Annotated in this window: 9 protein-coding genes; 2 read left to right on the forward strand and 7 right to left on the reverse strand. The window is 43.0% G+C overall.

From position 1 onward, the window contains the following. Positions 1–429 precede the first annotated feature (429 nt). From JHD79_RS11695 to JHD79_RS11725, 7 genes are read right to left on the reverse strand one after another with little or no spacing between them, the layout of a single operon-like run. Positions 430–1,632 (reverse strand): AGE family epimerase/isomerase, encoded by a 1,203-nt coding sequence (locus JHD79_RS11695; RefSeq protein WP_199119420.1) that lies wholly within the window; start codon positions 1,630–1,632, stop codon positions 430–432. Continuing rightward, the gene (locus JHD79_RS11700; RefSeq protein WP_199119421.1) at positions 1,632–2,855 is read right to left on the reverse strand and encodes a glycosidase; all 1,224 of its coding nucleotides are present in this window, start codon (positions 2,853–2,855) and stop codon (positions 1,632–1,634) included. Before JHD79_RS11700 ends, JHD79_RS11695 begins: the two co-directional genes overlap by 1 nt. Before the next feature lie 4 nt (positions 2,856–2,859). Continuing rightward, complete coding sequence (locus JHD79_RS11705; protein ID WP_199119422.1) at positions 2,860–4,686, reverse strand: sodium:solute symporter family protein; 1,827 nt, start codon at positions 4,684–4,686, stop codon at positions 2,860–2,862. After that, entirely contained in the window at positions 4,687–5,811 is a 1,125-nt protein-coding gene (locus JHD79_RS11710) for a glycoside hydrolase family 26 protein (RefSeq protein ID WP_199119423.1), read from the reverse strand. A gap of 22 nt (positions 5,812–5,833) precedes the next feature. Further along, positions 5,834–6,865, reverse strand: coding sequence for an IPT/TIG domain-containing protein (locus JHD79_RS11715; RefSeq protein WP_199119424.1), 1,032 nt, complete (start codon positions 6,863–6,865; stop codon positions 5,834–5,836). 26 nt (positions 6,866–6,891) lie between these two features. Beyond that, the gene (locus JHD79_RS11720) at positions 6,892–8,568 is read right to left on the reverse strand and encodes a RagB/SusD family nutrient uptake outer membrane protein (RefSeq protein ID WP_199119425.1); all 1,677 of its coding nucleotides are present in this window, start codon (positions 8,566–8,568) and stop codon (positions 6,892–6,894) included. A gap of 18 nt (positions 8,569–8,586) precedes the next feature. Then, positions 8,587–11,760 (reverse strand): TonB-dependent receptor, encoded by a 3,174-nt coding sequence (locus JHD79_RS11725; RefSeq protein WP_199119426.1) that lies wholly within the window; start codon positions 11,758–11,760, stop codon positions 8,587–8,589. Between the two features lie 227 nt (positions 11,761–11,987). Here JHD79_RS11725 and JHD79_RS11730 point away from each other — a divergent pair, with 227 nt between their 5' ends. Further along, a complete protein-coding gene (locus JHD79_RS11730; RefSeq protein WP_199119427.1) occupies positions 11,988–12,863 on the forward strand; it encodes an AraC family transcriptional regulator in 876 nt (291 codons plus the stop codon). Between the two features lie 30 nt (positions 12,864–12,893). Then, on the forward strand, positions 12,894–13,961 hold the full coding sequence (locus JHD79_RS11735) for an SGNH/GDSL hydrolase family protein (RefSeq protein ID WP_199119428.1): 1,068 nt from the start codon (positions 12,894–12,896) through the stop codon (positions 13,959–13,961). Positions 13,962–14,097: the final 136 nt, after the last annotated feature.

The following is a 14,097-nucleotide window of genomic DNA, read 5'->3' on the forward strand; positions in this document are numbered from 1 at the left end:
CCGAAGAAAGCCCCATTTTCTTAGCTTAAAATAGCGTATGTCTTAGGGTTAAAAGAAATCAAAAAAGTATAGTTTTGGCTTTCACCTATTTTAACTTTAATGGGCAGATACCTGATGTTATAAAGAAGTGAGGCGGTGCTTGTATCTCCAATATATAGTGAAGGATTCGGGCAAGGGTATTCCATGGTATAGGTTCCTCCTTTCGTCGGAATGATGTGAGGGGGAGTGAAATTATCAAAAAGAAAAGAAGAACGGTGAACCATAGGGAAGCCCCCTTTCCCAGCCTAAATTATCACCTAGAATGCAACCTGTACCGATTTATCGGTAGCAAAGGATCCAAACAAGGACATTTTTGGTATAGATTCTTCCTGCCGTCGGAATGACGGAAAGGAGAATAAAATGATAAAAAGGAAGCAGCTATGAAGTGCCCTAGCCGAGTTCGAGTTCAATTCTCTTGACAATTTCTATGCAGGCCCTGCCATTGTGGTAGGGGCATTTCCAGAACCCCGCTTTATCTTCATGCTGCATAACATAAAACTGAAAGTCTACGCCCCAAAACCATTCCCCGTGCTCCTTGTCTTTTATATGTTGTTTCACGAAATTCCAGGTTTTTATGGACTGTTCGAGGTAGTATATGTTGCCGGAGACTTGCCAGGCATTGAATAGGCCCACCATGGCCTCGGCCTGTGGCCACCAGTGGAACTCCTTGATCCAATGTTGTGTATGGGGATCATATTCATATAATAGTCCGCCGTTTTTATGAACGCCATTTAGCGCGGCATCTGTCATCTTTAAGGCTAAATCTTGGAAGATGAGTATTTCTGCTGCATCGTCAATCAGCGCTGCTGCTTCTAACAGTAGCCAGGCCGCTTCTATATCATGCCCAAATGAAATCAGGGTTGATCTAACCGTCCAGTTTTCGGTGAAGAACAATTGGAGGTGGCCTTTTTGCGGATGGATGATATGGGTTTTGAAATTGTAGAGTAAACGCTTTATCGATGTTTTTAAATCGGTATTTTGCCAAACGGTATACAGGTTGGCATAGGCTTCGATTACGTGCAGGTGAGTATTCATCGACTTTTTTTCATTCTGGTCTTTTTCGCTCAGCCTTAAATCATCAATGGCATGCCAGTCTTGGGTGTGGGCCTCGATATAGCCGGTATGTACTTTATCATAGCTGTGTTTTTCCAATAAGCCATAGGTCGCTTTGGCTAAATTTAAGGCTCGTTCTTCGTTCGTAGCCTTATAATATTCCGCTAGTGCGTAAATGGCAAAGGCCTGTCCGTACACCTGTTTTTTCCCATCCAAAAGCTGTCCTTCTGCGGTGAGCGACCAATAAAACCCACCTTCTTTTTCATCTAGAAAGAAACGGTTAAGGTAGTTAAAGGCCCTGCTGGCCAGCTCCAGGTATCGGGCTTCTTTTTTTAAGAGATAGGCCGAAGAAAAGGTATAAAGGATGCGGGCATTCAGCACTACGCCCTTGGGGGCTGGAAAAGCTTCGTTTTTAGAATTTATTTTGCCATAAAACCCACCATTTTCTTCATCTACGGCATAAACGTCCCACCAGTTGAGCAATTGCGAAAGCTCTTGGTCAAGTTCGTTACGAAGGTTGGTTAACAGCTGGTGATGCATTAGGAAACAGTAGATTGGCCATTCAAATGTACATTAACATTTGGCGTAAAATCAAATGCCCTATTTTGATCAATAAGGTTAATAATGGTTTGTACCGTAGTGGCCGACCGAAGTCCGTCTTCCGGATTGTTCACCACATAATCTACAAGTTGATCAATCGTACTAGTGGCAACATGTATACGTGTATCCGACGATGCATAGTAGATATAAACGGTGCCATCATCATCGGCAATCCAGCCATTGCAGAACACTACATTAGAAACATCGCCAACCCTTTCTTCACCTTCTGGTGCAATAAAATAGCCGGCAGGTTTATGGATAACCTTGGTTAGATCGTGAAGATCGGTCATGAACATATAAAGTACGTATCTTAAACCTGCTGCGGTATTTCTAACGCCATGTGCCAAATGTAGCCAGCCCTTACTGGTTTTGATGGGTGCAGGCCCTTGCCCATTTTTTGCTTCGTAAACCGTATGGTAAACTTTTTTGTCGATGACGGTCTCTTCGGTGATGATAGCATGTTCTATGGAAGCAGATAAACCAAAGCCAATGCCCCCCCCTTTTCCTGCTTCGATAAAACTATCTTGCGGACGTGTATAAAAAGCATATTTCCCTTCTACAAATTCTGGATGCAGTACTACATTTCTCTGCTGTGCAGAATTGGTTTTTAAATCGGCCAATCTTTCCCAATCTATCAGGTTCTTGGTACGTGCTATGCCACATTGTGCTATGGCTGCAGACTGGTCGCTATCACTGGCATTGGCATCTCTTCTTTCGGTGCAAAACAAACCGTAAATCCATCCATCTTCATGTATAACCAGCCTGATATCATATATGTTCGTGTCGGGATCTGCTGTTTCGGGCATAACAATGGGGTAGTCCCAAAATCTGAAATGATCAATGCCGTTAGGACTTTCGGCAATGGCGAAGAACGATTTCCGGTCTGTACCCTCCACTCTTACCATCAGAATGTATTTATCATTCCATTTGATGGCACCCGGATTTAAAACGGCGTTGATGCCAAACCTTTCTATCAGGAACGGATTGGTGCTGGGATTAAGATCGTATTTCCACTGAAAAGGTACATGTTTAGCAGTTAGAATAGGGTTTTTATAACGTTGGTACAGGCCATTGTTAGGTTTGGCCTTTATGTTGGCCGTTTGCCATAGTAGCTCTTGTTCTCGGATCATTTGCGAGATGCGTTGTTCGAAATTTGTGTTCATAAGTTTAATCTTCTAATCTATTCCACCAGGTTCTTTTTAAAATGCTGATAATGACAGCTAAAATGGCAATGGTCACCAACAGCGGTTGGTACATGCCAATAATCAAATACATTGGAAATATGGTTAGGCATAGTTGGGCAATAATGCCCAAGGCTACGTTAAACATATCGAGTTTGAAATTCTTGTTGGCCTTAAAGGAAGGGTCTTCTTCGGCTACCAACACATGTATGGGCTGCCAAAAGCCCCATGGCCTTATGTTTTTATAAAATGATTTTAGTACGGTAAGTTCGGTTGGCGGTGCGGTATAGGTGCCAATTAAGCATCCACCCAACGACAACAGGAAGAGCAGTGGCCACCAGAATAGGGGAAGTCCGGTGGTGACATAGGGCATGAGTAGGGCGGCACCAACGCCTACGGCCATGCCCCAAAAGAAACCATGTGCATTGAAACGCCACCAATACCACTTTAAGCAGTTTGCGGCCACATAACCACCATACAGGCCACCTACAATCCATTGTAGAATGTTGTTCACATCTTTGGTCAAAAAGCCAAAGCCTATGCCTGCGGCCACTACTAGCACCCCCACCATGTAGTTCATGGAAATGATCTTTTTTGTGGGGGCCTGGGGGTTGATGTATTTCAGGTAAATATCGTTTACGATGTAAGCTTGTGCCGCATTTAAGGTACCGCTAAACGTACCCATAAAGGCACCTAAAAGTCCGGTTAAGACTAGGCCCAATACGCCTACTGGTAAAAAGTTGTTTATGGTAGCAGGCAATATCCTTTCAAAGTCGGTGATGCCATCTGGTCCTTTTAAATACAATTGATTATAGTACAACAAGGCCAAAACCGTTAATCCGGTAATCATCGAATAGCGGATAGGCAATAAGACGATGCTGACAAAGCCTGTCATCTTACTGGCTTCTTTAGGACTTCTGGTACTCAGTATCTTTTGCATGTCGTAGTTTGGTGCCGGGCCGGCCAATGAAGCAAACACACCTTTCATCAACATCATCATAAAAAAGGCACCGAACAAACTAAAGCCATCTTCTGCTATTTTTTTGTTGGCATCGGCGGCAATCTTGCTCCAATCGAGCTCTAAATTCCATCCGAAGAAAGGGTTGTTCCATCCTTTTGGCACATGCAAGCTTTGATGCTGCAGGTGCTGTACCGCGATAACGCCTATCGCTATACAGGCAATGGTCATGATCGAATATTTGATGGCATCGCCTAAAACGATACTGTGCATGCCGCCTATAATGGAATAGAACATGGCGAATAAGGTAAATATGATACCATAAAAATGAGATACATACTTATCGGGTACATGGAAAGGCACATAATCCCTTACATACTCCCAGGGAACAAAAACCTGGATAAATTTACCCAGCCCAATAAAACCATAGGCCAAAAAGCCCAAACAGCTGATGAGGGCAAAAGCAATAACAATGGCATGTGAACTGTTTACCCCTTTACCCACTTGCCCAAACCTGGTTTTTAGCCATTCGGCACCCGTAGTGGCATTAGATCTTCTTAGCCATTTGGATAGGAACATCATCATGAATACCTGGTTGAAAACTGGCCACAACCAAGGGATCCATATACTTTTAAAACCGTATACAAAACATAGGGCAACCATCCACATGGTGCCGCTAATGTCAAACATGTCGCTGGCATCGCTAAGCCCAAGCATATACCAGGGCAGTTTCTTGCCGCCCATTAAATAGCTTTCTTTGTCTTGTTTGGCTTTGTTTTTCATGTAAAAGCCAATCAGCACCATGGTAAGGAGATAAATGACAAGAATAGCAATGTCGATGAGTTGTAGTTTCATTTATTGGTATATTTTTTTGGTGCCCAGTTTTCTTTCGAAAAGTATGTTTTTGTTTTGGTAGAACTTCCTGAAATCGTTGGATGAAGTGTCATCCTTGTAGGGCGCGTAGTAATGCATTTTTTTCATGGTAGAGGAATAACCTGCGTTGCGCCATACCAGTACATAAGATAAGGGGTAGCCTTTTATGGCCGGCCATAAGGTTTCCGTCCACCACTTTGGATCTGGTACGGCCTCAAATCCTGTTTCGGCAAAGGCCACCAATTTATGTTTTTGCTCAGCAAGTGGCGTCAAAATTTGAAGCGCTTGTCGAACAGATTTAATAAATTCATTTTGTTGTTTCTTTTCAAATTGATAAAGGTCGAAGCTCAGTATGTCTACCATATCATCGCCGGGGTAGCTGGCCATGAATTCTTCCAGGCTGGCCACACCATTGGTGTTGTATACCATAATGAGGTTGTTCAGCTTTTTGGTGTTTCGCAGGTAGTCTACAGAAAAGCGCCAAATGGCTTTAAAATCCGCTGGCGTGGTATTGTTCTTGCCCCACCAGAACCAGTTTCCCGTAAGTTCGTGAAAAGGCCGGAACAAGATAGGGATCGCTTCCCCCTGGCTCCCCTTTAAGCTGTGCATAAAGGTGGCCGCATGATCTAGCCAGACTTTGAAAAGCTCATGCTTAGCTCCACCCGGTAAAATAGACTTAACGGTATTTCGGGTAGTGTCCCAAGAAGAGCCCCCCGAAAGTGGATTGTCTACATGCCAACTGATCGTCATTACGGCACCGCGTTCATAGGCCTGCTTAATGTATTGGCGCATCTTGACAAAAGGAACACCGTCTATATTGTTTAGGGCCTGGTGTTCTATCTTGCTAATGTCCCATCCATAAAGGGCAGGATAATCGTTTGTCACCTCCTTAATGTCGCTTCTCCCTTCTGTATACTTCCAATTTACACCATAGGCCAAATCATCTTGATGGCCAAACAGCACATGGCTTTTGCTTAAGTTGTGCAGGTTCTTATACAAGGCCTTGGTTTGAGCCGTGGAATTAGGGTTGCTTAACTTTTGGGCCAAGACTGCTTGTAGGCCAGCCATGGTCATAAAGAAAAACAACAACGAGTTTTTTTTAGTCATATAAATTTAGGGCTATACCAATTTAATAAAAACCAACATCATCAATAAACATAGGGGAGGCAAAGCCACTGATTTCTTGAAAAGTAAGGTATTCTATGATTGCCGGATTGCCAATATTGATCAATGGTACCTGATAGTCGGTCCATTTGCCCTCATTCAAAACAATGTCATAAGTGCCTGATGTGACCGAGTTGTTACTGGAAGATATCCTTACCTTTTTGCCCTGAGTGCCTAAACCACCAAAAATAGAAATCTTAATGGTACTATATCCCGCCATAGTCAATTTGGCTACCAACCTGAAGCGCACCGCCGAAAATGCCTTATGGCTAACGTTAATTGAAGTGGTACCCCTGCGTACATTCAAGGTGCTGGCAAGATCAAGACTGTTGGTCGAATAGGAGGTGTTGGTCCATGCGTTTCTAAGTGCATCGTCATAAATGACATATTTTAGCCCGAAGGTTTTGGTGGCTGTTACCGATCCTACTGGGGTGGTGACCACAATAAGACCATAGGTAACTCCTGTGGGTACTTTTACCTTTATTTCGGTCTGTGTGCTGGAAATAATGGTGGCCGCTACGCCGTTAATGGTTACACCGGTTAGCCCCTTAAAGTAGTTGCCTTCAATAGTGATGATGTCGTCAGCTACACCTGCGCCGGGATTAAAATCGGCAATTTGTGGACCTGGTTGCATAATCTTAAAGTTTAAAGTAGCCGTACCATATTTGGTGCTTACCGTAATGGGGTTGTTGATCGGATCGACCAAATTGTTGGGGATCTTTACCGTAATGCTGTTGTCTTCGGCATAGGTTAACGAATCGGCAGCCAAAGTGCCATTGAAATCGACCTTAAAGGTAGAGCTCAGATGGGTGCCTTTAATGATGATCCACTCGCCATATCCGATAGCTTGCAGTGGAGTAGCCCTATTGGTTAAATTGGTTACTTCGCTAAGTGTTGGAGGTGTAGTGTCTTCAGTTTGATCTTTTTTGCAGGCGCTGATGATCAAAAATGTCAGTAGTACGAAACTGACGCCCATATATTTTCTTAACATGCTCATACAGATAAAATTTTAATTGTAAATAATTACCAGTCAGGATTATTTCCCTTAATGGCTGTATTTGAGTTTAATTCGTTTAGTGGTATAGGTAGCAATAGGTTTTTTCGTTGACGAACTTTAGAAATATTGTTTTGTCCGGTCGAAATTTTGTTCATTACCTGTAGGTAAATGCCCCAGCGCATCAAATCGAAACGTCTAATGCCCTCAAGGTTGAACTCTCTGGCCCTTTCTGCCAATACGTAACTGCGAAATTGTTCTGGGTTCATGTTGGCTGGGGCATAAGCTTCAGGTACGGGTACTGGGGTTTGCGATGCGGGTGGAGGCGCAGGGATATAGGTTGGGAAAGAACGGAACCTTACCGTATTCAAAGCGTTGTAAGCTTCGGTAGTCGCACCATTCACTTCGTTTTCTGCTTCTGCGTACATCAAATAAACTTCGGCATAACGAAGTAGGGGATAGAAAGCATCACTATTGGCTACCGTTGGATCGGCCACGCCACTGTATTTAATGGTATAGGCTCTTTCTGCAGTAGCACTTCCTGTATTGCTGTAGGTAATTCCGCCTACTATTTTATATTGTGCAGCTTGCCAGGATGGATAGAAAATATAGGTGCCTTGCAGGGTTTGGTAGTTATGTGTGATGCCGTCTAATACACGTTTATCTTGTATATCGTAATCATTGTAGTGGTTGTTGGTGGTCCAAACAGCGCCTACGCCAAACGTAGACCGGGCAGAAAAGTAAACGCCTAAATTGTTAATGAAAGCGGTTCCCGCCAAAGATTGCAATTCCCACATGTGCTCTTTATTATTTCTTCCTGCTATGCTCCATAAATCTTTCCAGCTTGCGGTAAGTACATAAGGATTATTATTGGAAGACAACAATTCTTGGGCCTTATCCCTTGCCAAAGTATAATAAGCTCTTGCATCTAATCCTTCTAATCCTTTAACGACCTCTTTAGTGTAGGTATAATAGCCATTGTCTGTACCACCGCGAACGGTAATATTACCAGTTGAAGCACCAGAAGCCATTGTTAAATAGGTTTTGGCCAAAAATGCCTTAGCTACTCCTTGGTTTACCCTGCCCACTTCGCCAGCTTTGGGATGGCCCAAGGGGAAGAGGTGGGTTTCTGCTTCCTTAAAGTCTGCAATAATGGCATCGTAGGTTTGTTTAACGGTGGCCCTGGGTACGTTGGTTTCTGGGTTATTGGCCGATACGGGTTTAAGCCTTAAGGGTACACCACCATATAACTGTACCAATTGAAAGTAGGCCCAGCCCCTTAAAAAGTAGGCCTCTCCTAAAATCCGTTTTTTGATATCCGGATCAATTTCGGTAATGTTTGGAATGTTTTTCAGTACGGTGTTGGTGCGGGCAATAATGGTATAAGAGCCTACCCAAGGGCCGTCTATGCCCCAGTAAGACTGTGGGTTACCTGCTCCGGTAGTTCCCAAAAACCAATCTGCGCCAGCTACATGGTCATCGTCTAAGATGGTGATGTTCCAGAAGGGTTGAAGGTAGAGGTCGTAGGTATAGAGTTCGCTATAAACACCGTTAATGGCGGCCTTCGCATCGCTTTCGTTTCTATAAGAGTTTTCCGGCGAATAAAATGAGAAGGGTTTTTCTTCTAAAGCCTTTTTGCATGAGCTGGTACTTAGCAGAGCCAGACCTAAAACCGATGCCATAAAATATGTCGAAATTGCTTTCATGTAATTATTTTATTAAGGTTAAAAATTGCAACGTAATGAAAAGTTGTAGGTTCTTGAATTGGGAAATCCACCTAGGTCTACTCCAAATAGGGCAGGATTATCGCCATAGCTGTTCACCTCTGGATCGTAGCCCGAATAGTTGGTGAAGGTGAACAGGTTATTTACGCCTACAGCTACCCTCATTTTTGAAATAATGGTCGATTTGATTGGCACATCATAGCCCAACGTTACGTTCTTGATCCTTACAAAGCTGCCGTCCTCAATAAATCTTCTGGTAAAGAACATATTCCTGAAAAATTGGCGCATAATTTTTGGACCAGTGGCATTGCTGTTGTCTTGGCCTTGTGTCCAGGCACCATCGGCCATTTCTTGGGTAATGTTCTTGTTGGTGCCCAGATTGGCATTGAACCTGGTGTTCATGTTAATGATATCGTTGCCCTGTACGCCATTTACAAAAATGCTAAGGTCAAATTTTTTGTATTTGAAATTATTGGTAAAACCAAAGGTGTAATCGGGGTTAACATCACCTATAAAGGTCCTATCGCTCTGCGAAATGGAAGTAGGATCGTTATCCAGGTTTTTATATTTTATTTCGCCAATGGTACGTAAGATAATGGCATTGCCCTGATTGGTGTAGGCGGGGTCGTTCCTTACCTCGGCCTCATTATCATAATAACCATCCTCTACATAGCCATAAAGTGCACCGATGGGCTTGCCTACTTTTTGTATAAATGGCGCATCTCCCGTAGAAATATTGCGGGCGTACTGCTCCGTTACATCTGGACCTAGACTTAAAATTTTATTTCTGTTAAATGAAATATTGAAATTGGTGTTCCATTCAAAATCTTTGGCCTTGGCAACCACACCGTTTAAGGTAATTTCCAGACCTTTGTTCTCTATAGATCCCGAATTAACCAGCTTGGTCCTAAATCCTGTTGATGAAGGAATGATCAGGTTTTGCAAAAGGTCGTCGGTAATTTTCTTATAAAGTTCTACATGGAGGTTAATCCTGCTTTTAAATAGACCAAGGTCTAGGCCAAGGTTGTAGGCGCTGGTGGTTTCCCATTTTAACTTTTCGTTGGCGGGTCCGGCGAGTAGGTCGTTGGCCAGACCTGTTTGTACGGCACCACCGAATACGTAGTTGTATACGCTAAGTTTGGCCAGTGAAGCATAAGAACCAATACCTTGGTTACCTGTTTTGCCATAGCTAAAACGTAATTTCAGGTCGCTGATCGGCTTCACGTTTTTCATGAATTCTTCGCTAGAGATTTTCCAGGCAACAGCTGCCGAAGGGAAGCCGGCCCATTTGTTGTCTTTACCGAATTTACTCGATCCGTCCTGACGGTAAGAAACGGTGAAGAGGTAGCGGTCGTCAAAATTATAGTTTGCACGACCTAAGAAGGAGATCAGGGTAGATTGATAGCGTGAACTTACTACGGGCATTAAAACTTCGCCAGCGGCCAGGTTCTCATTTTGCAGGGCATCATTGGGGAAAGTTTTCGCTTCCGCTCTTTTGCTCTGCCCGTTCGTACGCTCATAGGTACCGGCGCCCATTACGTTTATGCTATGCCTGTTAATTTTTTTGTCGTAGGTTAGGATACTTTCGGCAGTGGCATTATTCCAGATATTGTCGGCCTTTAGCCCCCAGCCTTTCATGGCAAAGCCTTCATAAACACTTCGCGGATAATACTGGTCTCTTGCGCTACTTGAGTAATTGAAACCAACATTTTGTCTAAACTTAAAATCTTTTAAGAATTTAGCTTCCAGGTAATTGGAAGAAAAGATGTTGAGGCCTCTCACCCTGTTCAGTACGTCGCTTACATAGATGTAAGGGTTGGTAATAAAGGCATCGCCAACACCGTCATAGGCGATGGGATCTGAAATGGTGGAAGGGAAGGTAATGGCCGATCGGATAATTCCTGCGCTTGCGGCATCAGACTTGTCTGTTCCGGTTTTTACCCCATCGGTAAGTGTACTTGCCAATGAGGTGCTGGTACCGATCTTAAAGGTTTTGCTTACGTTTCTGTTCATATTTAGTCCCAGGCCAAAGCGGTTATATTTCGAATTCACAATGGTGCCTTCCTGGTCTAAATAGTTAAAGGTAATGCTGTGTGTACCCATATCGGTTCCACCAGATACATTGACCGAATAGTTTTGGTACAGCCCATTACGGAAAATCCTGTCCTGCCAATTGTTGTTGTCGCCGATATAGTCTTGTGGACCTTTTGAGTAATAGGTTTGGCCAGGATTTAAAGGGTCTGCTACCTGGGTGCCCGGATAGGGCATGTTATAATTGGTGCCGGTATAGATATTGGAATTTCGGTAGGCTAAATTCTGATAAGCAGCATATTCTGACGCATTAAGTACATCTAGTTTCTTGGATACCTGTGCAGAACCTACGGTAAAGTTGGCCTCAATTCTATCCTTGCCGCTCTTGCCCTTTCTGGTGGTGATTAAAACCACACCATTTGCCCCGCGAGAGCCGTAAATGGCCGTGGCCGAGGCGTCTTTTAAGATGTCGATGCTTTCAATATCATTAGGATTGATAAAGGACATGGCATTAAGCGTTTGCTTTTCGTCTTCACCAATAGACATTGGCGTAGCGCCAGAACTTGAATTGTTGAACGGCACACCATCAATTACGTATAGGGGCTCTGTACCACCCAAAAAAGAGTTTGAACCTCTAATTCTAATGCTGAGCCCGGCACCTGGAGCACCATCATTTTGGGTAACGTTTACCCCCGCAATTTTGCCTTGCATGGCCTGTAGGATATTGGTAGGCGCATCTCTTATAAAATCTTCCCTTTCAATTCTGGCTACTGATCCGGTAAGATCGCCTTTTTTTACGGTACCATAGCCTACAATTACCACATCAGATAAGGTAGTGCTGTTAGGTTTCAGGTTAATGTTAAAAGTTGTCCTGTTGCCAATGGAAAATTGTTGTTCTTCCATACCCAGAAATGAAAAAATAATGGTTTGGCCATTAGCGGGTGCCACGATGTTGAAATTTCCATTTTCATCGGTAATGGTTGAATATTTTGTGCTTTTGATGCTTATGGAAGCGCCGGGAAGTGGTGCGCCGCTTTCGTTGCTTACTTTTCCCGATAGCTTTTTGTCTTGTGCAAAACACCGCGCTGTGGCGAATAGACATACAAGTACTGCCAATAAATTAGTGGTTAGTTTATTCAGCATAAATAGTTTATTTGGTCAAGGTCAAAAGTAGTGGCCAAATCGGCGCAATTGATAATACTATTTTATCCATTTGTAATATTTTTAACTCATTAATGTGGCTTTAAGTTTAAATTACTCAATTTTAAGAATTGTAATTGGCTTTTTTATTAATAAATAGTCGTTTCATCCTTTATCTTTGGTGTTGATATTATTTTATCCTAATGGCTGATATTATATTCACATAAGTTATGCATTTAAATATCATAAAAGAAATTACGCCACTTACCAATAGTGACTGTTTCACTATTTTTGAGCGCAGAAAGCAAGATTTCGATTTTCCGCTTCATTACCATGAAGAGATGGAACTTAATTTTATTGCAAATGCTAGTGGGGCACGTAGGGTAGTGGGCGATCATATTGAAGAGATAGGTGACATAGAATTGGTGCTCATTGGTGCCAACCTCCCCCACGTTTGGGAAACCCATAAATTGAATGGCAAGGAAATACATGAGGTAACCATCCAATTTCATAAAGACCTGTTCGACGAGCGGTTTTTGCGCCGTAATCAGTTGCGGGTAATCAGGGAAATGTTCGAAAAGGCAAAATGTGGCATCTTATTTTCTAGTGAAACTGCTAAAAACATAGGGCCGCGTCTTATCAAGCTAAATAAACAACATGGCTTCGATTCGGTCTTGGAGCTGATGTCTATCCTACATGACCTATCTACTTCGCGCCACATGCGTATCCTTTCTGACTCTACCTTTAGCCAGGCCGAATTCTCTTATAGTAGCAGAAGGATAGAGAAGGTAATGGAGTACATTAATCTTAATTTCGATAAACAGGTCTCTTTGGCCGAAGTGGCGCGGATTGCCAACATGGCCGAAGTGTCATTTAGCCGTTTCTTTAAGAACCGAACAGGAATAAGCTTTATCGATAGTTTAATAGAGATCCGTTTGGGGCATGCCTCCAGAAAGCTGATCGATACCACTGAAACGGTTGCTGAGGTAGCGTATAACTGTGGTTTTAACAATATTTCTAACTTCAATAGAATTTTTAAAAAGAAAAAAGGCTGCACGCCAAAAGAGTTTAGGGATAACCTTTCTGGTCACCGTGTTTTTGTTTGATCCAACCATTTCCAACCCATTATAATGCATATGAAGAAACTACTATGGCTATTATTTACCTTGCTGTGCGCTGGTCATACCTTTGCCGGGCAAACAAGATTTTACAAGGCCAACCATACCTATATCCAATATACCGGAAGGGTAGACTACGGTAATCCCATGAAGCCTAAATTTTGGGCCTCTGGGGCCTATGTACAGTTTATATTTAAGGGCTCTTATTGTGCGGTACAGCTTAATGACGAGATGTTATGGGGAAATGTGCTCAATTACCTTGAAATTAAAATAGATGACCAACCGGCTTACCGAATAAGGTTAACAGGAAAGGAAAACCATGTGGTGTTGGCCAAAAACCTACCCAAAGGTAATCATACCGTACTGATCTGTAAAAATTCGGAGGCGGAGAATGGTTATGTTGAAATGGTAGGGGTTACCTGTGAGGAGTTGGTCAAACCCATGGCAAAGCCCAAAAGAAAAATAGAATTTATTGGCGATTCGATTACCTGTGGCGCCGGTAGCGACGAAAGTGAGGTGAAATGTGGGACCAAAGGATCTTCATGGCACGATCAGCACAATGCCTACTTTGCCTATGGCCCTACCACAGCCAGAGCCTTAAAGGCCCAATGGCATTTGTCGTCTGTTTCGGGTATAGGTTTAATGCATAGCTGCTGCGGTAAAAAGATTGTGATGCCACCAGTTTTTGATAAGATTAATTTGGCTGGGGATACCGTAAAATGGGATTTTTCCCGCTACCAACCTGATGTAGTAACCATTTGTCTGGGGCAGAACGATGGCATACAAGATTCGGTAAAGTTTACTTCTGCTTATATTGGTTTCGTAAAAGAACTTAGAGGCTATTATCCACAGGCCAAGTTGATCTTGTTGAGCAGTCCGATGGCTAGCGACGAGCTTAAGGCTGCCTTGATCAGGTATATTAATGCGGTAACAACATCCCTTCGCCAATCGGGGGAAAAGAATATAGGTAGTTGTTTCTTTAGCAGAAAATCGTTCAAAGGCTGTGGCGGCCATCCCTCTTTGGCGGAGCATGAACAGATTGCCGAAGAACTAACAGCTTATTTAAAGAAATCAATGAAATGGTAGGAGTGACCGATAGATAACTCGGCTTTGATGATTCGTTTCATCAATTCAATATTTCGCTTTTGAAGAGCTCTTGGATGGGTATTTGTTTTTGGCTGGTATGTGTTAGTTTATTTATAGTTTACCCAGTAGTGTAGCG

Origin of the sequence: Pedobacter sp. ASV28 (genome assembly GCF_016428855.1) — a bacterium.
GTDB lineage: Bacteria > Bacteroidota > Bacteroidia > Sphingobacteriales > Sphingobacteriaceae > Pedobacter.

What these genes read in the sequence shown, in the direction of transcription:
- JHD79_RS11695 (WP_199119420.1), bottom strand. Translation starts at nt 1,632, where the DNA reads ATGCATCACCAGCTGTTAACCAACCTTCGTAACGAACTTGACCAAGAG.
- JHD79_RS11700 (WP_199119421.1), bottom strand. Translation starts at nt 2,855, where the DNA reads ATGAACACAAATTTCGAACAACGCATCTCGCAAATGATCCGAGAACAA.
- JHD79_RS11705 (WP_199119422.1), bottom strand. Translation starts at nt 4,686, where the DNA reads ATGAAACTACAACTCATCGACATTGCTATTCTTGTCATTTATCTCCTT.
- JHD79_RS11710 (WP_199119423.1), bottom strand. Translation starts at nt 5,811, where the DNA reads ATGACTAAAAAAAACTCGTTGTTGTTTTTCTTTATGACCATGGCTGGC.
- JHD79_RS11715 (WP_199119424.1), bottom strand. Translation starts at nt 6,865, where the DNA reads ATGAGCATGTTAAGAAAATATATGGGCGTCAGTTTCGTACTACTGACA.
- JHD79_RS11720 (WP_199119425.1), bottom strand. Translation starts at nt 8,568, where the DNA reads ATGAAAGCAATTTCGACATATTTTATGGCATCGGTTTTAGGTCTGGCT.
- JHD79_RS11725 (WP_199119426.1), bottom strand. Translation starts at nt 11,760, where the DNA reads ATGCTGAATAAACTAACCACTAATTTATTGGCAGTACTTGTATGTCTA.
- JHD79_RS11730 (WP_199119427.1), top strand. Translation starts at nt 11,988, where the DNA reads ATGCATTTAAATATCATAAAAGAAATTACGCCACTTACCAATAGTGAC.
- JHD79_RS11735 (WP_199119428.1), top strand. Translation starts at nt 12,894, where the DNA reads ATGAAGAAACTACTATGGCTATTATTTACCTTGCTGTGCGCTGGTCAT.